This window comes from Luteibacter sp. Sphag1AF (genome assembly GCF_014192715.1).
Taxonomy (GTDB): domain Bacteria; phylum Pseudomonadota; class Gammaproteobacteria; order Xanthomonadales; family Rhodanobacteraceae; genus Luteibacter.
Map to the genome: position 1 here is coordinate 660,282 of NZ_JACHYH010000001.1, position 22,009 is coordinate 682,290.

The 22,009-nt window shown below is 63.8% G+C and carries 14 protein-coding genes; 10 read left to right on the forward strand and 4 right to left on the reverse strand.

Annotated elements, in window-relative coordinates:
- Positions 1-391: 391 nt before the first annotated feature.
- The 8 genes from FHW69_RS03050 (at position 392) to FHW69_RS03085 (ending at position 15,840) form a co-directional block, all read left to right on the forward strand.
- Complete coding sequence (locus FHW69_RS03050; RefSeq protein WP_183421534.1) at positions 392-3,205, forward strand: TonB-dependent receptor; 2,814 nt, start codon at positions 392-394, stop codon at positions 3,203-3,205.
- Positions 3,206-3,272: 67 nt separating this feature from the next.
- Positions 3,273-5,456, forward strand: coding sequence for a cellulase (locus FHW69_RS03055; protein ID WP_255494491.1), 2,184 nt, complete (start codon positions 3,273-3,275; stop codon positions 5,454-5,456).
- Positions 5,437-7,410 (forward strand): sialate O-acetylesterase, encoded by a 1,974-nt coding sequence (locus tag FHW69_RS03060; RefSeq protein WP_183421535.1) that lies wholly within the window; start codon positions 5,437-5,439, stop codon positions 7,408-7,410. The genes FHW69_RS03055 and FHW69_RS03060 overlap by 20 nt, the downstream gene beginning before the upstream one ends.
- Before the next feature lie 47 nt (positions 7,411-7,457).
- A complete protein-coding gene (locus tag FHW69_RS03065) occupies positions 7,458-9,002 on the forward strand; it encodes a DUF5597 domain-containing protein (RefSeq protein WP_255494652.1) in 1,545 nt (514 codons plus the stop codon).
- A gap of 12 nt (positions 9,003-9,014) precedes the next feature.
- A complete protein-coding gene (locus FHW69_RS03070) occupies positions 9,015-11,528 on the forward strand; it encodes a glycoside hydrolase family 3 C-terminal domain-containing protein (protein WP_183421537.1) in 2,514 nt (837 codons plus the stop codon).
- 63 nt (positions 11,529-11,591) lie between these two features.
- Positions 11,592-12,578, forward strand: a complete 987-nt coding sequence (gene dusB / locus FHW69_RS03075) for a tRNA dihydrouridine synthase DusB (protein ID WP_183422253.1) — start codon at positions 11,592-11,594, stop codon at positions 12,576-12,578.
- 183 nt (positions 12,579-12,761) lie between these two features.
- The gene (locus FHW69_RS03080; RefSeq protein WP_183421538.1) at positions 12,762-14,270 is read left to right on the forward strand and encodes a trypsin; all 1,509 of its coding nucleotides are present in this window, start codon (positions 12,762-12,764) and stop codon (positions 14,268-14,270) included.
- A gap of 64 nt (positions 14,271-14,334) precedes the next feature.
- Complete coding sequence (locus tag FHW69_RS03085; protein WP_183421539.1) at positions 14,335-15,840, forward strand: trypsin; 1,506 nt, start codon at positions 14,335-14,337, stop codon at positions 15,838-15,840.
- A 10-nt stretch (positions 15,841-15,850) separates the two neighbouring features.
- Here FHW69_RS03085 and FHW69_RS03090 read toward each other — a convergent pair whose 3' ends face one another.
- Positions 15,851-16,669 carry a hypothetical protein gene (locus FHW69_RS03090; RefSeq protein ID WP_183421540.1) on the reverse strand — a complete coding sequence of 273 codons (819 nt, stop codon included), beginning with the start codon at positions 16,667-16,669 and terminating at the stop codon, positions 15,851-15,853.
- A gap of 140 nt (positions 16,670-16,809) precedes the next feature.
- Here FHW69_RS03090 and FHW69_RS03095 point away from each other — a divergent pair, with 140 nt between their 5' ends.
- Positions 16,810-19,125, forward strand: a complete 2,316-nt coding sequence (locus FHW69_RS03095) for an FdhF/YdeP family oxidoreductase (protein WP_183421541.1) — start codon at positions 16,810-16,812, stop codon at positions 19,123-19,125.
- Positions 19,115-19,900 carry a formate dehydrogenase accessory sulfurtransferase FdhD gene (gene fdhD, locus FHW69_RS03100; protein WP_183421542.1) on the forward strand — a complete coding sequence of 262 codons (786 nt, stop codon included), beginning with the start codon at positions 19,115-19,117 and terminating at the stop codon, positions 19,898-19,900. Before FHW69_RS03095 ends, fdhD begins: the two co-directional genes overlap by 11 nt.
- On the opposite strand, the gene FHW69_RS03105 is transcribed toward fdhD, so the two are convergent.
- The 3 genes from FHW69_RS03105 to FHW69_RS03115 are packed head-to-tail and all read right to left on the reverse strand — an operon-like array spanning position 19,897 to position 21,982.
- Entirely contained in the window at positions 19,897-20,235 is a 339-nt protein-coding gene (locus tag FHW69_RS03105; RefSeq protein ID WP_183421543.1) for a hypothetical protein, read from the reverse strand. The two genes, fdhD and FHW69_RS03105, sit on opposite strands and share 4 nt — an antisense overlap.
- Positions 20,232-20,765, reverse strand: a complete 534-nt coding sequence (locus FHW69_RS03110; RefSeq protein WP_183421544.1) for a molybdenum cofactor guanylyltransferase — start codon at positions 20,763-20,765, stop codon at positions 20,232-20,234. The genes FHW69_RS03105 and FHW69_RS03110 overlap by 4 nt, the downstream gene beginning before the upstream one ends.
- Complete coding sequence (locus FHW69_RS03115) at positions 20,762-21,982, reverse strand: molybdopterin molybdotransferase MoeA (protein WP_183421545.1); 1,221 nt, start codon at positions 21,980-21,982, stop codon at positions 20,762-20,764. Before FHW69_RS03115 ends, FHW69_RS03110 begins: the two co-directional genes overlap by 4 nt.
- Between the last annotated feature and the right edge of the window lie 27 nt (positions 21,983-22,009).

A 22,009-nucleotide genomic window follows, 5' to 3' on the forward strand; every position in this document is an offset into this window, starting at 1 on the left:
ACGCCTCCGGGCCGCTTTGCGGCAAACGCAAACGAAGAAACGTCAAACACGATGAGCAATTTCGTAATTGTGTGTGGAAGGGCCTCGCCCCAGCATGCAGCCCAGTCATGCACATACCGTTGCCCGGGGGCGAAGGGTGTGTCGATCAGGAGCAGGGGGTGGCTCGTCGGGGAATCATCGCCAGCCGGGCGATAGCCCCGTGGAGCGTCAGGGGCGTAGAGGAAGACACCGGATCGAGGCCGGCGTCTGTCTGCGAAGCCACCGCTTCGAAGCGAAACAACAGTGGCAAGCGCATCGCCGCCAGCGAAGCGCGAGCGGGGGCAACTGCGGAATAACGTCCGGCGAGCAACGCCTCCCGGTACGAAAGAACACCATTCGGGGAGAGCAAAACATGATTCACCGGTCTGAACTGACCACGGGCCAGCGCGCAGAACAGCGCCTGACCGTCGCGCGCCTTTCGGCGGGCATCGCCATCGCCATTGCGCTGTGGCAGGCACCCGTCCACGCCCAGGACAGCAGCACCACCGGCACGCAGGCCGCCACGCCCGCACCGGCAAAGAAGAAGACAGACGCGGAGAAGAAAGCCGAGGCCAACCGCCCCGTCGACCAGACCGCCACGGAACTGGGCGGCGTCACGGTTACCGGTGTGCGTGCCTCCATGGCATCTGCCGCGTCCATCAAACAGAACGCCGACCAGATCGTCGACTCCATCGTCGCCGAAGACATCGGCAAGCTGCCCGACAGCAACGTGGCCGAAGCGCTGCAACGCATCTCGGGCATCCAGATCGACCGCAACTATGGCGAGGGCAGTTCCATCGCCATCCGCGGCCTGACCCAGGTGCGCACCGAGATCAACGGCCGGGACGCCTTCACCGCCAACGGCGGCCGCCAGCTGAGCTTCGAGGACGTACCGTCCGAACTGCTCGCAGGCATCGACGTGTACAAGAACCCGTCGGCCGAAGTGATTGAAGGGGGCCTCGGCGGTACGGTAAACCTGCGCACGCACAAGCCGTTCGACTTCGCCGGCCGCAAGATCGCCGTCACTGGCGAATACGACTACGGCGACCTCATCAGCAAGGGCAACCCGTCCGCTTCAGCGCTGTACAGCGACCGCTGGAACACCGACGCGGGCGAGTTCGGCGTGCTGGTCGACGTGGCCTACCAGAAACATTCGTTTCGCCAGGACGTCGTTTCAACCGAACCGTTCTATCAGGTGCAGGAAGGCTCAGGTGGCCCGGACACGATCTACCCGGGCTACGAAGGGCGCACCCTGAATGTGCCGCACGGCGGCGGCATCGGCGAAACCTACGGCGACCGCAAGCGCCTGGGCACATCCATTGCGCTGCAGTGGCGCCCGAACAACGACACCGAACTGTATCTGCAAGGCCTGCGTTCGGACTACAAGTTCCAGTGGAAAGACTATTCGGTGTTCGGCTATTCCAGCGCCAACGGCATGGTGCCGCTGGCGGGGGCGCCGTTCTCGTTCGCGCCCAACGGTGATTTCCAGAGCGGCACCTTCGGCGGCACCACCGACGCGTCCACGGGCGCATACACCGCCGGCATTCCGGTGGATGCCAACTCCAGCCTTGCCACGCGCCACTCCAAGACAACCGACATTTCCTGGGGCGGTTCGTGGAACGCCACCAACTCGCTGACGCTGAGTACGGATTTCCAGTACATCAAAGCCACAACGGATGCTTTCCGTTACATCCTCAACACGCACACCGTGTCGCCGTCGATGTACCAGGACATCTCCGGCGGCATTCCCATTCTGACCGTACCCGACGGCGCACTGACCAATCCGGACACCCAGACGATGGGCTACGCACTGGATGACCGTGATCGCAGCAAGGGCCGCGAGTTTGCATGGCGCGCCGACGCCGAATACACCTTCGACAGCGACTTCTTCCAGTCAGCGAAATTCGGCGTACGCACCACCGACCGCAAGGCGGATACGGAAACCACTGGCTACCGCTTCAGCTACTTCGGCATTCCGCTGAACACGTTGCCGTCGTCCCAGTACGTCGTCAGCTCCTTTGATGACTTCTTCCGCGGCAACGCCAACACCTTCGGCGACGTGATCGCGCCGAACCCGGCACTGCTGTCCGACTATCCCAACTCACTGACCGCCCTGGGCGTCACTGATCCGCTGAACTACAACCCGTACCTCTCGAACCACCAGACCGAGAAGACCTACGGCGCATACGGCGTGCTTCGCTTCGGCTGGCACATGGGCAGCATCCCCGTGGACGGCAACATCGGCATCCGTGCGGTTCGCACGAAGGTCGGCACCAGCGGCTACATGACCAACCCGACGGGCAACGGCACGTACGACGCAATCAACGTGGACAGCACGTACAACTCGTACCTGCCCAGCCTCAACCTGACTTTCCATCTGACCGATACGTTGCAGTGGCGCTTTGCGGCGTCCAAGGGCCTGACGCGTCCGAACTTCGACCAGATGAACCCGACCATCTCGCTGTCCACGCCGGATGCCTCCGGCGGCAACACGTTTACAGGCTCGGCGGGCAATCCCAACCTGCGCCCGATGAAGGCAAAGCAGTACGACACGTCGCTGGAGTGGTACTACCAGCCCACCAGCATGGTGTACGCAGCGCTGTTCTTCAAGAACGTCGATGGCTTCATTGCCAACGGTGTATCCAATGAAACCTACAACGGTCAGGTGTACCAGATCACCCGCCCGGTGAACGGCGACAACGGCATCATCAAGGGCGCGGAAGTCGGCTACCAGACGTTCTTCGATTTCCTGCCTGACCCGTTCAAGGGCCTTGGCGTGCAGACCAACTACACCTACGTGTACAGCCGCGCCCCGAGCCCCAGCGCCACGGATACTTCGGGCAACCCGCTCCAGGTGCCGCTGGAAGGCCTGTCCAAGAACAGCTACAACTTCATCGTGATGTATGAAAAGGGCCCGATTTCCGCGCGCATTGCCTATAACTGGCGCAGCCAGTGGGTAGAGACCACCGCAGGCAACGGCACGGGCAACCTGCCGATCTACGACAAGGCGTTCGGCCAGGTGGATGCTTCGGTCACCTATCACATCAACGACAAGTTCTCGGTGACCGGCGCGGCGGTGAACCTCACCAACACCAAGCGTGCCACGATCTTCGGCCTCGATACCCGTCCGCGCGATGTGCAGATCAACGACCGCATGTTCAATCTGAAAGCGCAGTACAGCTTCTGATTCATCGTTCAACCGACGGCCCGCCTTGCGCGGGCCGTCGGCATGTCAGGGCTCGAAAGGGGAAACGATGGGCACATTCCTGCGACAACGATGCGTGGCCAGCGTGCTGCTTGCCTGGTCGGTCCCCACGCTGGCGGCGTCTTCTTCCACGCCATATACGTGGAACAGCGTGCGAATCGGCGGCGGTGGCTACGTCAGCGGCATCGTCTGCCACAGCGCGGTGAAAGGGCTGTGCTATGCCCGCACGGATGTGGGTGGTGCCTATCGCTGGGATGCAGATGCCTCCCGCTGGATACCCCTCACTGACTGGATAGATGCGGACGATTTCAATCTCGCCGGCATCGACAGCTTCGCGCTCGACCCTTCAGATCCGAAACGCCTTTATCTCGCCGCAGGCACGTACACCACCGACAAGGTCGGCAACGGCGCGATCCTGCGCTCGGACGATCGCGGCGCCACCTTCGCGCGCACCGACCTTCCCTTCAAGCTTGGCGGCAACGAACTCGGTCGCGGCAATGGCGAACGCCTGTCCGTGAACCCCGCGGATGGCCGGCGTCTGATGTTTGGCTCCCGCAGCGAAGGGTTGTGGCGAAGCGATAACCGTGGCGTTACGTGGCAACGCGTCAGCCGCTTTCCATCCGTCGCCACGTCTCCGGCCGCAACGGCCGAAAACAGCTGGCGACGCCAGGCCATCGGCATCGTGTTCACGGTGTATGGAAAAAACATTCTTTATGCCGGCGTGTCCACGCGCGATACGTCGCTGTTTCAATCCACGGACGATGGCCTCACATGGCAGGCCGTTGCCGGACAACCCATCGGTCTGCGCCCAACGCACATGCGAGATGATGGGCGCGGCGGCTGGTACCTGACCTTCGCGGACGAGCCGGGCCCGGACAGCATGCATGATGGTGCGATCTGGCATTACCAGCCCGCGACAGCCACATGGACAGACATCACGCCCATCCCTCGCAACGGCAAGCCAAGCGGCTTTGGCTGGGGCGACATCGCCGTTGACGCGCACCATCCGGAGCGGCTTCTCGCCAGCACGCACGCACACTATCTTCCCGCAGGCGACCTGCTGTTTCGCAGTACAGATGGTGGTGCGCACTGGCAGGAATTATTCGCGCGCTCTGACTTCGAACACACCTCGGCCGCCTGGACGCGTGACCACACGCCACACTGGATGACCACGGTAGTCATCGACCCGCATGACAGCGATCACGCGATGTTCGTCACGGGCTACGGGATCTGGGCGTCGCGCAATCTCCAGGCGTTCGACAAAGGCGCGCGGGTGAACTGGTGGTTCCAGGACGACGGTCTGGAAGAGACCGTGCCACTGGGCCTCGCAAGTCCTTCGCGCGGCCCTTCGCTCATCAGCGCGGTGGGCGATCTGGATGGTTTCCGCCACGACGACCTGACGCGTGCGCCGCTGCAACTGGCAGGGCCGCCGCGCTACATGAATACCGAAAGCATCGACATCGCTGGCCTCGCGCCGCACATCGCGGTGCGTGCCGGACGCATCCGTGGCACACCCACAGCTGTTCGCGCCGCATGGTCGGAGGATGCAGGCGCCAGCTGGAAAGCCCTTGCGAGCGAACCGACCGACGGCAGTGGCGCGGGAAGCATCGCCATTGCTCCGGATGGCAGCGCCATTCTCTGGTTGCCCACGCGCGCCAGCGCCGCGTGGGTGACCCGCGATCATGGCCAGCACTGGATTCAGGCCAGCGGAGTTCCCGCGGATGCACGCGTACTGGCTGACCGGGTCGACCCGCACCGCTTCTACGCGTGGTCGCCAGGAACTGGACGTCTGTACGTCAGCCACAACGCGGGCCAATCCTTTGTCGCGATGAGCGGTGCATTCGCCGATGCGCTGAGCATCGGCGTGGCTGACGTGCTGGCCGTGCCACACCGATCCGGTGAACTGTGGATCGCGACCGCGACAGGTGCGGTGCACGGACGCGATGATGGCACGCTGCTTGGCCGCGCGCGCGGCATCACGCTGGCCGATTCCATGGGCATAGGTAAAGCCGCTCCGGGCAGCGATGTGGCGACACTGTTCGTCGCTGGCAAGCTCGACGGAAAACGCGGCATCTATCGCTCCAGCGACAACGGAGCGAGCTGGACACGAATCAACGACGACGCGCACCAGTTCGGCCGCGTCGGCCACGTTACGGGCGACCCGCGCGTCTTCGGCCGCGTGTACTTCGCCACGGGAGGAAGAGGAATTTTCTATGGTGATCCAAATCAATAAGCCTCTGCCGCCCCTGTGGGCGCGAACGAAAGCCCTTGCGGCGCTTGTCGCTCTGACGTTGCCTTTCGCCGCCCAGGCGCACATCGAGCTTCCCCTGATGTACAGCGACCACGCGGTCCTTCAGCGCGATCAGCCCATGCACATCTGGGGCTGGTCAGCACCCGGAGCGACGGTACAGGCCACCTTCGACGGCGCGCAGGCCAGCGCAAAAGCCGGCAAGGATGGACGCTTCGACATCACGCTGCCCGCGCACCACGCAGGCGGCCCATACGTCCTTGAACTTGACGACGGCACGGACAAGCGCCGCGTCAGCGACGTGCTGGTAGGCGATGTATGGCTCTGCTCCGGGCAGTCGAACATGGAGTTCATGGTGTCGCAGGGCCGCGATGCCGCGAAGGAAATCGCCAACGGCACGGATAACGCCATCCGCCATTTCAAGGTTCCCAACTCCTGGGCGCCCGCCCCCGAAGATCGCCTTGCAGGCGGTGAGTGGCAAGCCGCCACGCCCGCTACCGTAGGCTCGTTCAGCGCGGCCTGCTGGTTCTTCGCACGCGAGATGGAGCGCAAGAGCGGCGTGCCGCAGGGACTGATGAACAGCACCTGGGGCGGCAGCCGCATCGAAACGTGGATGAACGCCAGAACGGCCGGTGTGAACCCCGCCGATATCGTCGCCACGATGAAAAAGATGGACGACAAGGAACGGGTTGCCACCAACGAAACCCGCCAGCGCCTCAGCCGCTGGAATGATCCGACCCCCCACGCAGGCCTGCCATGGTCTTCCCCTGATCTGGACACGAGAGAGTGGGTGCCCATCACCGTGCCAGGCTATTGGGAGTCGCAGGGTTACTACGGCATGGACGGCATCGCGTGGTATCGCACCACGTTCACACTGACTGCCAGAGAGGCCACGCGCGGCATCACGCTAGGCCTGGCCATGGTGGACGACAGCGACAATACCTTCGTCAACGGCGAACAAATTGGCGAAACGAAGGAACAATGGAACGGCGTGCGCGCTTATCACGTGGCCGCCTCGCATCTGCATGCAGGCACCAACAGCCTCGTCGTGAAAGTCACTGACCTGGGTGCCGGTGGTGGTATCCATGGAGACAGCGATTTGCTGTTCGTACAGCCCGATGGCGGCGTAAAGCGTCCCATCGACGGCACCTGGCTGTTCCGCCCGGACAACGTCACCGTATCGGGAACCGATGGCAAAAATCAGCTCGCCACGTTGCTGTACAACAAGATGATTCATCCGTTGCTGGGCATGCCGATTCGCGGCGTGCTCTGGTATCAGGGTGAGGGCAATGCCGCCACCAGCGCCGAAGCGCTTGCCTATCGCGACCAGTTTGCCGGCCTCATCCGCCAGTGGCGTAGCGAGTGGAAGCAGCCGGCGCTGCCCTTCGTCTGGGTGCAGTTGGCCAACTGGACCGCTGGCAATGACACGCCATCATCCAGCCCGTGGGCCGAGCTTCGCGAGTCGCAGTCAGCAAACCTCGCGCTGCCCGCCACGGGCGAAGCGGTCATCATCGACATCGGCAATCCGGACAACATCCACCCGACCAACAAGCAGGACGTTGGCCACCGGCTTGCGATGGCCATGCGCCACGTCGCTTTCGGCGATGGCGGTGTCTGGTCTGGACCGCGCTATCACGATGCGACGTTTGCCAACGGCCGGGCCACCGTGAACTTCAACCTCTACGGCGGCACGCTGGCGGTTCGCGGCGGCGGTGGTCCGGTCGGTTTTGAAGTGGCCGGCAGCGATGGCCGGTTCCACCCGGCAACCGCTCACATTCAGGGCAACAGCGTTGTGGTGCAAAGCACCGATGTAGTCACTCCCGTGGCCGTGCGTTACGCATGGCAATCCAATCCCGATAAAGCCAACCTCACGAACGCTGATGGCATCCCTGCATCGCCGTTCCGAAGCAACGGCCCTACCGCAGGAAGCGCGCGATGAAATCACGTTTGCTCAGCAGCGCGCTCGCGCTTGCCCTGATCCCGACCATGACCCTGGCAGCCGAAGCGCCTCGCGTCGTGAATGAGAACGGCCGTCATGCCCTGATGGTGGATGGCAAGCCCTACCTGATTCTTGGCGCGCAGGTGAACAACTCCAGCGCGTGGCCTTCCGCGATGGAAAAGGTGTGGCCCGCCGTTGAATACATGCACGCCAATACCGTGCAGGTGCCCATCGCGTGGGAACAGGTCGAGCCGAAAGAAGGCCAGTTCGATTTCAGCTTTCTGGACTCGCTGGTAGGACAGGCTCGCGAACACAAGGTTCGCCTGGTGCTTCTGTGGTTCGCCACGTGGAAGAACAACGGTCCTGGCTACGCGCCTGAATGGGTGAAACTGGACAATGCCCGCTTTCCGCGCGTGCTCAACCGTGACGGCAAGCAGCTCGGCTCGCTGTCGCCACACAACCCGGCGACACTGGAAGCCGACCGCAAGGCATTCGTCGCGCTGATGAAGCACCTGCGCGCCATCGACGGCGACCGCCACACGGTCATCATGATGCAGGTGGAAAACGAAGCGGGAACCTACGGCACCGACCGCGATCACTCTCCGGCTGCCGACAAGCTGTTTGCGGGACCGGTACCCGATGCCCTGCTCCAGCGCACTCATAAGTCCGCGGGCAACTGGCAACAGGTTTATGGCGCCGACGCCGGAGAATATTTCCATGCATGGTCGGTCGCTCACTTCATCGAACAGGTCGCCAAAGCCGGCAAGGATGTCTACGACATCCCGATGTATGCGAACGCGGCGCTGCGTGATCCGTTCAAGCCGGGCCCCGCTGGGGGCTACGAAAGTGGCGGCCCCACCGACAACGTGCTGGATGTGTGGAAGGCCGCCGCACCCACGCTCGCCACACTGGGGCCGGACATCTACATGCCCGACTACGCACGCTACACGGCAGTGATCGACCGTTATGCGCGTCCCGACAATGCACTATTCGTGGCCGAAACCGGCAGCTCGAAGCCCTATGCGCGCTATGTCTTTGCCGCACTGGGAAAGCGCGGCCTGGGCTTCTCGCCATTCGGCATCGACTTCACCGGTTACTCCAACTACCCGCTGGGTGCGCGCAAGATCGACGCCGATGCGCTCGAACCGTTCGCAGCCAACTACGCGCTGCTCGCGCCGTTCATCGACGTGCTGGCCGACCTCTCGTGGCAGGGCAAGCTGTGGGGTGCGTCGGAGCCGGAAGAAACCCATACCCAGGATCTCGATCTGGGCGAATGGTCCGCCCGCGTGGGCTACGGCCAGCCGCAATTCGGCGTGGACCCCGCACCGGGCAACACTGAGCTGAAGGGCGGCGTGCTCATCGGACAAATTGGCAAGGACGAATTTCTTGTCACCGGCCGCCACGCGCGCGTGAATTTCGGCAACGGCAAGGCTCACGCCGGGCGCAACTTCATCATGGCCCGCGTTGAGGAAGGTCACTACGAGAACGGCAAGTGGATCTTCGATCGCATCTGGAACGGCGATCAGACCGACTACGGCCTCAATTTCACCGATGTGCCGCAGGTGCTGCACGTTCGCCTGTCCACGTTTTAAGAGGAAAGCTCCATGCTGAAGAAAGCACTTGCCGCCGCGCTGGCCACCGCCCTGACCATCGGCGCCGTATCCGCACAGGTTGCCGACGTGAATGACCCGGCCGTGGATCAACGCGTTGATGCGCTGCTGGGCAAACTGACGATTGAACAGAAAGTTTCGTTGCTGGGCGGTGTCGAGAATTTCTATGTGCGTCCCATCGACGCCATCGGCCTTCCCAGACTCACCATGGTCGACGGTCCTTTCGGCGTGCGCGCTCCGGGCCCGTCCACGGCGTACGCCGCAGGCATCGGCCTGGCGGCCAGCTTCGATCCGGCACTGGCCGAACAGGTGGGCAAAGCCCTGGGCCGCGATGCACGCGCCCGTGGCGTGCATTTCCTGCTGGGCCCGGGCGTGAATCTTTATCGCGCACCGCAGAACGGCCGCAACATGGAGTACTTCGGTGAAGATCCGCTGCTGGCGGGCAAAATGGCTTCGGGCTTCATCAACGGTGTGCAGGGCCAGGGCGTGGTCGCCACCGTGAAGCACTTCGCGGCCAACAACTCCGAGTTCGACCGCCGCAACCTCAACACGATCATCGACGAGCGCACGCTGCGCGAGCTGTATCTGCCCGCCTTTGAAATGGCCGTCAAGGATGCACACGTGGGCGCGGTGATGACCAGCTACAACCTGGTCAACGGGGATTACCTCTCGGAAAACAAACCCATCAGCCGCGGCATCCTTAAAGACGAGTGGGGCTTTCGTGGGCTTCTGATGTCCGACTGGGAAGCTACTCACGACGGCATCAAGGCGTTCAATGCCGGCCTCGATATCGAAATGCCGGCGGCCACCGCGATGAATCCGGAAACCATTCTTCCGGCGTTGCGCGATGGCCGCCTGTCTGAAGCGGTGCTGGACGACAAGATTCGCCGCCTGCTGCGCACGGCCGTACGCTTCGGCTTCCTGGATCGCGAGCAGAAAGACCTGTCCATCGGCATGTTCGACCGCGACAACAATCAGGTTGCATTGCAGTCCGCACGCGAAGCCCTGGTGCTGCTGAAGAACAACGGCGTGCTGCCACTGGATGCCACGAAAGTGCGCACGATTGCCGTGATCGGCCCGGCTGCGCATCCAGGCAACGCCAGCGCAGGCGGCAGCTCGCACATCGACACGGTGCGCACCCAGAGCATTCTCACCGGCATTTCCGATCAATTCGGCGACAAGGTACGCGTGCTGTACGCACGCGGCCTGCCCTCGCCCGATCAGGTATTCAAGCAGGAGGCTTTCACCACGGCTGATGGAAAAACGGGACTGACCCGCGAGTCGTACGACAATCCGGATTTCTCCGGCAAGCCGTCTGCAAGCCTTGTTGACTCGAAAGTCGACCAATGGAAGCCCGAGCTCTGGACCACGCCTGCCGTTGAGCGAAAGAGCATCCGCTGGAGTGGCCGCTTCGTGCCAAAGACCAGCGGCAAATTCCTCTTTCTGACCGCTGCCGCCAGCAAGGACACCTATACGCTGTTCGTGGACGGCAAGCCGGTCACCACGCAGCCGGAGCGCGAAGGTCAGGCACCGCTGTATGCCACGCTGGAACTCACCGCAGGCAAGCCCGTGGACATCCGCCTGGATTATCGACCGGACGTGAGCTACAGCCGCATGGGCCTGGGCGTTGTTTCACTACAGGATCTGATTTCCGAGGACGCGCGCCGTATCGCCGCATCGGCTGATGCCGCCGTGGTGGCGGTGGGCTTCGACCCAAGCTCCGAAAGCGAAGCGTATGACCGGACCTTCGACCTGCCCTGGGGACAGGAAGCGCTGATCGAAGCGGTAGCGCACGCGAACCCGAAGACCATCGTCACCGTGACCTCGGGCGGTGCGTACGCCACCGATCGCTGGCTCGGCAAGGTGCCTGCGCTGTTGCAGAACTGGTACCCGGGACAGGAAGGCGGTCAGGCCATCGCCGAGGTGCTCTTCGGCGCACGCTCGCCGGAAGGCAAACTTCCGATCAGCTTTGAACGCCAGTTTGCGGACAACCCGGTGCACAACTTCTACGACGCCCCGCCTCACCCGGCCGGCACGCATCCCACGGTGTCCTATGGTGAGGGCGTGTTCCTCGGGTATCGCTGGTACGTGAGCAACCCTGGCAAGACGCAGCCGCTTTATCCCTTTGGCTATGGCCTCAGCTACACCACCTTCCGCCTCGCGAACCTCAAGTTGTCTGCAAGCAAGGCGCACGTGGGAGACACGATCACGGTGGATCTGGACGTGACCAACACCGGCCCGCGTGAAGGCGCGGAGGTCGTGCAGGTCTACGTCGGCGATCCGTCCGCCCGCGTGGCACGCCCGGCTCGTGAGCTGAAAGGCTTCCAAAAGCTGCGCCTGGCACCCGGCCAGACCGGCCATGTCACCCTCAAGCTGGACCGCCGTGCGTTCGCCTATTACGACGTGAAACGACATGACTGGCAGGTCGATCCGGGCAAATTCCGCATTTTCGTGGGCAACGCGTCCAACAACGTACCGCTGGCGGCGGATCTCACGCTGGAAAATTGACCGTTCAGGAACGGGCGGCGGCCGCACTGGCCCCGCCCGCTCCGGGGCTCTAAAATGCGCCCCATGCACATCGGCCCTTATGCCATCTCCCCTGCCGTGGTGCTCGCTCCCATGGCTGGCGTCACCGACAAACCGTTCCGCCTGCTCTGCAAGCAGATGGGCGCGGGTCTGGCTGTCTCGGAAATGACCACCGCCGATCCGCGCCTGTGGCAAACGCGCAAGTCGCTGCATCGCATGGATCACACGGGCGAACCGGACCCCATCAGCGTGCAGATTGCCGGCTACGATCCGGGCATGCTGGCTGATGCCGCACGCTACAACGTGGACAACGGTGCGCAGATTGTCGACATCAACATGGGCTGCCCCGCGAAGAAGGTCTGCAATGTGTGGTCCGGCTCCGCCCTGCTTCAGGATGAGCCGCTGGTCGCGCGCATCGTCAAGGCGGTGGTCGATGCCGTGGACGTACCGGTCACGCTGAAAATCCGCACAGGGTGGGATCGGGACAACCGCAACGCCCTGACCATCGCGCGCATCGCTGAAGATGCAGGCATTGCGGCGCTTGCCGTGCACGGCCGCACGCGCGCGGACAAATACGAAGGCCACGCGGAATACGACACCATCGCAGCCGTGAAAGCTGCCGTGCGCATTCCGGTGATGGCCAACGGTGACGTGACCACGCCGGAGCAGGCACGCCACGTACTCGCGGTGACTGGCGCGGACGCCGTCATGGTGGGCCGCGGTGCACAGGGCCGCCCGTGGATCTTCCGCGAAATCGCACACTATCTCGCCACGGGCGAAACACTGCCCGAACCCGACGCGATGGAAGTCTGCACCATCCTCACCGGCCACCTCGAACACCTCTATGCGTTCTATGGTGAGCGCCAGGGCGTGCGCATCGCACGCAAGCATCTGGGCTGGTACGCGAAAGACCGCCCCGAAAACGCAGCCTTCCGCGACGTCGTCAACCGCGCCGACACCGCCGACACACAACTGCGCCTGACCCGCGAGTATTTCGCTGCGCTGGCTGCAGGGGCGATGCTGGCGGCTTAGCTCCTTCATATCCGGGCATGACCGATGAAAGCGTATCTTCGGCCGCGCGAGGACTACACCTGAAGACGTATGTTCCAGCCACGCAGAATCGGTCTACCGTCTGCGCTCGCGGCACGATCATCTGTGCATGCTTCCCTGACCACGCGGCGTGCGAAGGGATACATACGAGCAGAGGGAGGCTGTATGGGCAAGTCATGGTGGGTATCGGCGTGCATCGTGCTGGCCGTCGCGGTGTGGACTGCTACCGCATCGCCCGCGCGGCACGTGCAGGGGAAAGCCAACAGCCGCGATAACGGTGATCTTCTGGCGTCGACCGCACCCGGTGCCCAACGATTCCGTGCCGTCGGCCAGCTGGTCGGCCACCTGCACTGCACGGCATCGCTTGTGGCTGGCACCGCAACGCCGTCACCGGATACGCCGGCACTCGTACTGACGGCCGGACACTGCGCGGCACGATTCGGCGGCAATGACGTGATGGTCGATCAACCCGCTCCGAACGGGTGGCAATTTACGCCTGCCTATTTTTTTGACACGAAGGACCGGCATCATCCCTTCGCCGTTGACCGCATTCTCTACGCCACGATGAAAGGCGTGGACGTCGCGGTGCTCCAGTTGCGCGGCACCTACGGCGACATGGAAAAACTGGGCATCACGCCGATGCACATCAGCCAGACGGCCGCTGTGCCCGAGGTTACCGTCGAACTGGCGCACATCCCCGTGATGGACGTTCCCGGTGATGAGCTATACCTGCGCCACTCCGTATGTCACGCGGGAGCGCACCACCGGATCTATGAGGATGATCCGCCGTGGATCTGGCCGGATGCGGGAACCATTGATTGCGCGCGCGTGGCTCAAGGCACTTCGGGCTCGCCGCTGGTGCTGAAGGATGCGTCGGAGATCGTGGGCGTCGTGAACACGATGGTCGCGACCACGCTGGACGGCTGCGGCCTCTCGCGCCCATGCGAACTGGTTCAACCGGCAGGCCACTCCGAGGCCGGCGCCAAGTATTTTGTGTCGGCCGTCGAGATCGCCCGGGCCATCACGCCGGAGAGCAAGCTGGACCTGAGCCGGCTGGATACCGGCCACGACGTGGTATTGAAGCGTGAGACCGAGGACTGGATCACGCAGAGCAAGATACCCGATGCACAAGGAGTGCTGCATCGGGCCACCTGGTCGATACGCGTGGAAGATGGCACGCGCTTCATCCGCTACAAAACCGGTCTGGGTGATCAGCTGCGCTGCGAAGATCCGGCCGGTTACAGCTCGCAGATTGATGCGGGCACGCAACCGCTCACGACGCTGCTGGTGCCCGAGCACGAAGGCATCTACATGCTCTGCGTCATTGGACAGGCCGACGCAAGTGCGCCGTGGCAGCCGGAAGCGCGTGCAACTGTCGTACTGCACCAGATCGACGACACGCCACCGTCCCATCCTCCCGGCATTGCCCTTCTTGGCAACGGAGTCGGCAGCGTGTGGCAGGTCAACAGCTACAAGAGCCCGAACGAAATTACGCGCGTCAAGGTCAAATTCGGCCCGCGCGATACAACGGACTGCAACGATCCTGCTGGCTATTTCACGTCGAGAAAGCCGTGGGAAGTGCTGCGCAAGGAACAGGCGCCATGGCGGTTCTGTGCGCTTGGATTCGATAACGCACTCAATGCGTCACCGCCCGCCCATCGCGACTTCCCGTAGCCAGCAGGTGCGCCTGCCCACGACGTCATGCGAAAAGCAGCCAACACGAACAGGTGAATGTCATATGCGCAAGTCATGGGTCGTATCAGCATCGGTGGCGATGGCCATCGCAGCCGCATCGGGTGTCTGTTCGCCAGCGGCGCCGCGTGAGGCAACGCGCTCGGCACGTGACAACGGCGATCTCATCGCGTCCACGGCACCGGGCGCCCAGCGATTCCGGGCGGTGGGCAAACTGGCAGCGTACAAGAGCTGTTCGGCTACCGTGATCGCAGGCACCGACGCGCCATCGCCACAGACGCACGCGCTCGTCCTGGCGGCCGGACACTGTGCCGGAAAGTTTGGCGCGAACGACGTGACCGTCGACGCACCCGCTCCGGACGGGTGGACCTTCACACCAGACTATTTCTACGACAACCAGGCGAACCATCACCCGCTGGTGGTGGAGCGCACGCTCTACGCCACCATGAAAGGCGTGGATATCGCGGTGTTCCGCCTGCGTGAAACTTATGGCGACCTGGCCCGCCTCGGCATCACCCCGCTGCATTTCAGCGTGGTGCCCGTGACGCCGGGCACCGTCGTTGAACTGGCGCACATCCCGGTCAATGGCATCGCCACCGAGGAGCGCTTCATGCGGCACTCCGTGTGCGAGACAGGCGCGCACCACGTTGTCTACGAAGATCTCGCACCCTGGCTCTGGAACGACGCGGTCGCCAGCAACTGTGCGAAGGTCGCCGGCGGTTCGTCGGGTGCGCCACTGGTCCGCAACGGTGCATCCGAGGTGGTGGGCGTAATGAATACCGTCGTGGACGCGGAGCTCAACGGCTGCGGCGAGAACCGCCCTTGCGAACTCGCGCAACCGGTGGGTTATTCCCGAAGCGGCGCCACGTACTTCATTCCTGTCAGCAACCTCGCCCGGGCCATCCGGCCGGACAGCACGCTGGACGTCAGCCAGCTGGATAACGGGCGTGGCGTGGTACTGAAGCGCGAGCGGCCGTCCTGGATGACCCAAAGCCGCATCGCCGACGAGCAGGGAACGCTCCGTCCGGTCAACTGGGCGATGCGTGTGGAAGCAGGCACCCTGTCCATCCGCTACAAGAGTGGCCTGGCCGATCAGGTGAACTGCGCGGACTCATCAGGCTACGGTCCCGCCACCGATGCGGCAACGCAGCCGCTCATCGGCCTGCCGGTGGGCAGCGCACAAGGCATCTACAAGCTGTGTGTCGTAGGAAAGGCCAGCGACGAAGCAGCGTGGCAGCCGGACGCTTTTGCCACGGTGGTGCTGCACGAAATCGACGAGACGCCGCCCACGGAGCTGCCGGCCATTGTCATGGACAAGGAAAATGACGTGGCCTGGTATGTGTACGCCCAGAAGCGGCCCAGCGAAATCGTGGGGCTGAGGGTCAAGCACGGGCCTGCCGCCAGCACCGATTGCCACGTGATGGACGGATATTTTCTTCCCATCAAGATGTGGGAAACGCTGTACAAGGCGGAACGGCCCCAGCGATTCTGCGCCATTGGCCTGGATGCCGCGGGCAACATGTCGCCGCTGGTCCAGCGCGACTTTCCCTGATCGTCGCGCGTCAGCGCAGCGGACTGTCGGACATCATGCGCACCTGAGCGCCGTCGCCCCGCAGGCACGGCGGCTCTGCTGCCACGGAGTCAACCAGCTGGGAAGCCTCGTTGCGAAAGCCGAGCGCGGCGAAAAGGGAGGCCGCGCGTGCACGCTCCGCGGGTGACGCGGGCTGCCCATCGTCGTTCAACAGGCCCTCGCCATTCGCGCCCATCGCGAGCTTGAGGCCAAGTGCCTCGCGAAGACGCTCCGAGGCATCCTCGTCCGTGTATCGGCAGCGATCGCTCCACCAGGACCAGTAATGCATGGTGTCGCCCAGGTCGTGCAGTGCCTGCGGCAGCGTAACGGTTTCTGCCGTGCCCGAGAGCATCACGGCGATACTCTCGCCACGCGACAGGCGCGCCGCCGTGGTACTCACATCACCCGTGGAAGCCACGGGTCGCGAGCAGGAAAATGCGATGCCCGGGGCGATGCCATGCGCCAGCCGCAGGGACACCGAACCTTCCGTGCACGTGATAATCCGGATGAATGCACCACGCGCCACGCTGTCGCCCTGCCCCGCCCGCGCTTCGGCCAGGGGCATGAAGTCCACGATCTGCAATTCGCCGTCGCCGGCGTGAATGGTGGTTTCAAGGACGTTGGTGCCCGGCACGTAGGCCTGAGACCAGCGTGCCTGCCCGTCGATATGCAGATTCAGCAACGGCCGGTCGCCGCGCGGCCGCGCGGCTCCGCGATGGAGCACCAGATCGACCAGCGTGGCGTCAGGCGCGATGCGCGCCATACCGCGCAGGTCGCCAACAGCAGCGTAGACAGGGGGATTGGCGGACACAGCGAACCTCACAAGGCACCCCGGGGCGGGTCCTCAGCGGCGCGAAGACTGACGATCCGGACGCATGCGTTCCGTGAAGCACCGTCACATCAACGGGGTTACCATTCAGGCGGTGAGCTGGCGTCGGGGTGGGAGCAGGCATGAGTGACGAAACGAAGGTTCCGGGCGTTGAGGATTACGACGCGGCAGCAGGCGGCTGGGGTGCCCTGGGCGCCGTCGCCCGGGCGCTGAGCGGACAGATGGCCATTGGCCGTGAGTCGGTCGCCCTGCACAAAGTCAACCAGCCCACGGGCTTTGACTGCCCGGGCTGCGCATGGCCCGATCCGAAGCACACCTCGTCGTTCGAGTTCTGCGAGAACGGCGCCAAGGCGGTGTCCTGGGAAGCCACGGCAAAGCGGGTCAGGCCGGAGTTCTTCGCGAAGAATCCGGTGTCCCGCCTCTGGGAACTGACCGACTACGCCCTGGAAGGGCTGGGCCGTCTCACCCACCCGATGGCGTATGACGCAGCCACAGACACGTATGTGCCCATTGCCTGGGAAGACGCTTTCCAGCGCATCGGCACCGCGCTGCGTGCACTGCCTCATGCGGACATGGCCGAGTTTTATACATCAGGACGCGCGTCCAATGAGGCGGCGTTCCTTTACCAGTTGTTCGTGCGTGAGTTCGGCACCAACAACTTTCCCGATTGCTCGAACATGTGCCATGAGGCCACCAGTGTCGGCCTGCCCTCCTCCATCGGTGTGGGCAAGGGCACGGTGACACTGGACGATTTCGAGCACTGCGATGCGATCTTCTGCATCGGCCACAACCCGGGCACCAACCATCCGCGCATGCTTTCCACGCTGCGCGAGGCATCGCTGCGCAACGTACCCATCGTGGTGCTGAACCCGCTGCCGGAACGTGGCCTTGAACGCTTCACCTCGCCGCAGCACCCGGTGGAAATGCTTACCGGTCGTTCGGTGCGCATCGCCTCGACGTATTACAAGCTGAAGATCGGCGGTGACGTCGCCGTACTGAAAGGCATGATGAAAGCACTGCTCGCCGCTGACGATGCCGCCATCGCGGCAGGCACCGAACGGGTGATCGACGCCGACTTCATCGCCACCCATACGCTTGGCTTCGACGCGCTGCGTGCCGATGTGGAAGCCACGGAATGGGAAGCCATCGAGCGCAAATCCGGCCTGTCCCGCAGCGACGTGGAAGAAGCGGCGTCCATCTACGCGCACGCAAAACGCGTGATCGTCTGCTACGGCATGGGCATCACCCAGCATGCGCATGGCACCGAAAACGTCCAGCAAATTGCCAATCTGTTGATGATGCGCGGAAACATGGGCCGCGAAGGCGCGGGCATCTGCCCGTTGCGCGGTCACAGCAATGTGCAGGGCGACCGTACCGTCGGCATCACGGAGAAACCCAACGACGCGCTCAACGAAGGCATCCGTCGCACCTATGGTTTCGAGCCACCCACCGCCCATGGCCACGATGCGGTGGAAGCCGTGCGCGCCATCCGCGATGGTCGCTCCAAAGCGCTGATCTGCCTTGGCGGCAATCTCGCCGTGGCCATGCCCGATACCGAAGAGACATTCCAGGCCATGCGCGGTCTGGATCTTGCGGTACATATCGCCACCAAGCTCAACCGGTCGCACCTGATCCTGGCAAAGGAGTCGATCATCCTGCCGTGCCTGGGCCGTACCGAGCTGGATGAGCAGAATGGCGTGCCCCAGTCCGTCACCGTGGAAGACTCCATGTCGATGGTGCACGCATCGGCAGGCAGCCTGAAACCCGCATCGGAGCACCTGCGTTCCGAACCGTGGATTGTGGCCGGCATGGCCAAGGCGACGCTGCCTGCCACCCGCGTGAACTGGGACAAGCTGGTCGCCAACTACGACCTCATTCGCGACGACATCGAAAGCGTGTTCCCGATATTCGAGCGCTTCAACGAGCGCGTGCGCACGCCGGGCGGCTTCCGTCTGCATATTGCCGCGTCCCAGCGCGAATGGGCCACGCCGGACAAGAAGGCACATTTCCTGCTGGCACGCGGGCTGGAAGAAGATACGCCTCTTGAGGTCGGCAACCTCATGCTCACCACCATCCGCTCGCACGATCAGTACAACACCACGATCTACGGCCTCAACGACCGCTATCGCGGCGTCACCGGCAGGCGCGACGTCGTATTCATGCACGCCAGCGACCTTGCCGCGCGAGGCCTGAAGCACGGAGACCGCATCGACATCGTCGCCACCGGCCCCAATGCACAGGATGGACGCGAGCGCTCGGTACGCGGCTTTGTGGCCATCGCCTACGACATCGCGGAAGGTGCCGTTGCCATGTATTACCCGGAAGGCAACGCGCTGATCGCCCTGGAAACCCACGACCGCAAGTCGGGCACACCAGCGTACAAGTCGGTGCCTGTCCTCATCACGCCCAGTACCCGGAGCGTGGCGCGTGACGTCTGAGCGCCGGGGCAGCGCGCTGCGCCCCGTTATCCGCATCGAGCAAGGATTGCTGAGCACCGCCGAAGACCATCTCGCCGAAGAGGTGCCGGTAGCCATGCACTTCAACGGCCAGCCTTATGCCGTGATGATGGCGACGCCGGATGATCTTGAAGACTTCGCACATGGTTTTGCGCTGACCGAACGCGGCATCGCGCGCGTGGACAATGTGCACGTGAGCGAAACGCTGGAAGGCATTTTCGTCGACGTGCAAAGCGACGCGCCGCCGCCGATGGTCACCCGCGAGATGCCAGGCCGCAGCGGCTGCGGCATCTGTGGCCATCGCGAACTGGAAGACGTGGTGCGCCACCCAGTGCAGGTGACCGGCGGCGGGCCCGTCACGCCCATCATGATCGAGCGGGCGCTGGAGGAACTGCGGGCGCGCCAGCCCATCAACGGCGTTACGGGGTCGGTACACGCGGCGGCATGGGCGGATCGCCATGGCGAGATTCGTCGTGTGCGCGAGGATGTGGGCCGGCACAATGCGCTGGACAAGCTGATTGGATCACTGCGCCGCGACAAGGTGGATCTCACCAGTGGCTTCGCACTCATCACCAGTCGCGCCAGCTACGAAATGGTGACCAAGGCGGCCGTCGCTGGCATCACCATTCTTGCGGCCATTTCGGCGCCAACGGCGCTCGCGGTGCATCTGGCCCGCTCCTGCGAACTGACGCTGCTGGGCTTCGTGCGTCCGGGGCGGTTCGTGGTTTACAGCGACAAGGGGCGCGTCACCCTTTAGACGCGACGTCGACGCACGCTGTCTTTCACATCCACATCGAACAGCACACGCATGGCATCCACGCCTGCCGTGGGCATGTCGAAAATCAGGCCCTCCTTGCTGGGCAGGCGCGTGGAAAATTCACGGACCTCTGCTTCGGGCAGATCAATGCGCCAGTCCGCTGCCTGTCCGCCAATCCGGCAATGCGGATGCGCGTGAAGGCTAAGCGCATAGCGCATGAGGAACAGCGACCCAAACGCCGTGGTACCGATGATGGAGACCCCGCTCAGCAACTCGGACAGTTCGTCCTCGTCGATACGCAGGCGAACCGTATGGCCTTGCAGCTGTACTTTCATGGTTGGACCTCAAGCCATTCGGCGGGTGTGTTGCAGTTGACCAGTTCGCGTGTGTCGACTCCGTCGAGCGTCACACGAACACCATCGAGCAGATTCATCAACGCTGCCACGGAACACTCGTGGCCGGGCGTGGCGATCAGTTGATGCAGGGCGGCGCGACTGCGCTCGTCCAGCCTGAGGCACATCGGCAGGGGATGACCGCTGAAACTCGCGCATGGCGCGTATTCGGCCAGCGCTTTCAGCGTGCCGGGCCGAAGCCGGGGCATGTCGACCGGAACAATCAGGACGTCACCATCCGGCAGCGCCGCTGCCGCACTGGCGATGCCGCCCACCGGACCCAGATCAGGTACATCGTCAGGCACCCCGCCCCAGACCGGCCGGTTGCCACTCACCACCACCTGCCTGGCGCCTGCGGCTACCAGTACGTCATGCATGTGTTCGATCAGTGGTTTGCCGCGCCAGGCAAGCAACGCTTTATCGCGCCCCATGCGTGAGGAACGGCCGCCCGCCAGAAGAATGCCTGTCGTCATGACACCGCCGCTGCTTCAAGAGGAAATACCGAGGCGATGGCGCCCTCCCCGGACGTCATGGCTAGCCACACGCTCGCCTGTGTATAGGGCAGTACGCGATAGGCCGTCTGCCTGCCCACAGGCTGGGCATGTACGTGCCCCGCTGCATCCCCGGCAAGGTTCGCAAGAACGAAATGCTGCAACCCTTCGCGCAGATCGGGCACATCGACCAGCGCAACCTGCAACGGTACTTCGTCGCTCATGCACAACATCCGCCGCACGAGCGGAACCACGAAGAACCGCAGCCCCACCGCCACAGCCATGGGATTGCCGGGTAACGCCACGACGACCGGACCCGACGGAAGCGTTGCCGCCAGAAGCGGTTTGCCGGGCCGCATGGCCACCTTGTGGAACAGCGTGCGTGCACCTGCGGCGCCAAGGGCGGCAGGAATGAAGTCGAAACGGCCGGCGGACACCGCCCCCGTCGTGACGATCACCTGCGCGCCGGCCTGCTGCGCGCGATCCAGCGACTGCGCGAAGGCATGGCCGTCGTCATTGACCGAGTCGTAATGCACGACCTCCGCGCCCCAGGCCCGGAGACTGGCGCGGAGAAACGGCCCATTGGAATTGTGGATGGCGCCAGGGCTCAATGCGCTGCCGGGCTCACGGAGTTCGCTGCCGGTGCAGATGATGGCGACACGGGGACGCCTGCGCACATCAATGCGCGCGATGCCCTGTGCAGCAAGCAGCATGATGGCAGACGGGTCAACGTGCCGGCCTGCACGCAGCACGATGTGGCCTTCGGTGATGTCGTCCCCGAGGCGACGAACGTGCTGGCCCGGATGCGCATCGTCCAGCAGCACCATGGTGCGACCCGCATGTTCCGATACGTCGGCGATGAATTCGAGGCGTTCCACCGGAACAACGGTGTTGAAGCCGTCGGGCAGACGTGCGCCGGTGGCGATTTCGCAGGCGTCCGTGTCGTCGCGCTGCGTGCGGACGTCACCAGCTGCCTGCATGCCGTGCACGCGATAGCGGGTGCCGGCAGGCACCGGCCCGTTGCTCAGACGCAAGGCCACCCCATCCATGGCCGCATTGTCGAAGCCCGGCAGCGCCAGCGTGCTCCGCACGTCGGTCGCGAGCACGCGGCCTGACGCCGCGTCCACATCAACCCATTCCGCCTCCAGCGTGGGCGCAATGTCGAGCAGGAGGGAAAGAGCGGTGGCGTAGTCGATCATGGCGCAAGATTAGCGCGGGCTGATGGT

What these genes read in the sequence shown, in the direction of transcription:
- FHW69_RS03060 (WP_183421535.1), top strand. Translation starts at nt 5,437, where the DNA reads ATGGTGATCCAAATCAATAAGCCTCTGCCGCCCCTGTGGGCGCGAACG.
- FHW69_RS03065 (WP_255494652.1), top strand. Translation starts at nt 7,458, where the DNA reads ATGACCCTGGCAGCCGAAGCGCCTCGCGTCGTGAATGAGAACGGCCGT.
- FHW69_RS03110 (WP_183421544.1), bottom strand. Translation starts at nt 20,765, where the DNA reads ATGACGACAGGCATTCTTCTGGCGGGCGGCCGTTCCTCACGCATGGGG.
- dusB (WP_183422253.1), top strand. Translation starts at nt 11,592, where the DNA reads ATGCACATCGGCCCTTATGCCATCTCCCCTGCCGTGGTGCTCGCTCCC.
- FHW69_RS03055 (WP_255494491.1), top strand. Translation starts at nt 3,273, where the DNA reads ATGGGCACATTCCTGCGACAACGATGCGTGGCCAGCGTGCTGCTTGCC.
- FHW69_RS03050 (WP_183421534.1), top strand. Translation starts at nt 392, where the DNA reads ATGATTCACCGGTCTGAACTGACCACGGGCCAGCGCGCAGAACAGCGC.
- FHW69_RS03085 (WP_183421539.1), top strand. Translation starts at nt 14,335, where the DNA reads ATGCGCAAGTCATGGGTCGTATCAGCATCGGTGGCGATGGCCATCGCA.
- FHW69_RS03080 (WP_183421538.1), top strand. Translation starts at nt 12,762, where the DNA reads ATGGGCAAGTCATGGTGGGTATCGGCGTGCATCGTGCTGGCCGTCGCG.
- FHW69_RS03105 (WP_183421543.1), bottom strand. Translation starts at nt 20,235, where the DNA reads ATGAAAGTACAGCTGCAAGGCCATACGGTTCGCCTGCGTATCGACGAG.
- FHW69_RS03070 (WP_183421537.1), top strand. Translation starts at nt 9,015, where the DNA reads ATGCTGAAGAAAGCACTTGCCGCCGCGCTGGCCACCGCCCTGACCATC.
- FHW69_RS03115 (WP_183421545.1), bottom strand. Translation starts at nt 21,982, where the DNA reads ATGATCGACTACGCCACCGCTCTTTCCCTCCTGCTCGACATTGCGCCC.
- FHW69_RS03095 (WP_183421541.1), top strand. Translation starts at nt 16,810, where the DNA reads ATGAGTGACGAAACGAAGGTTCCGGGCGTTGAGGATTACGACGCGGCA.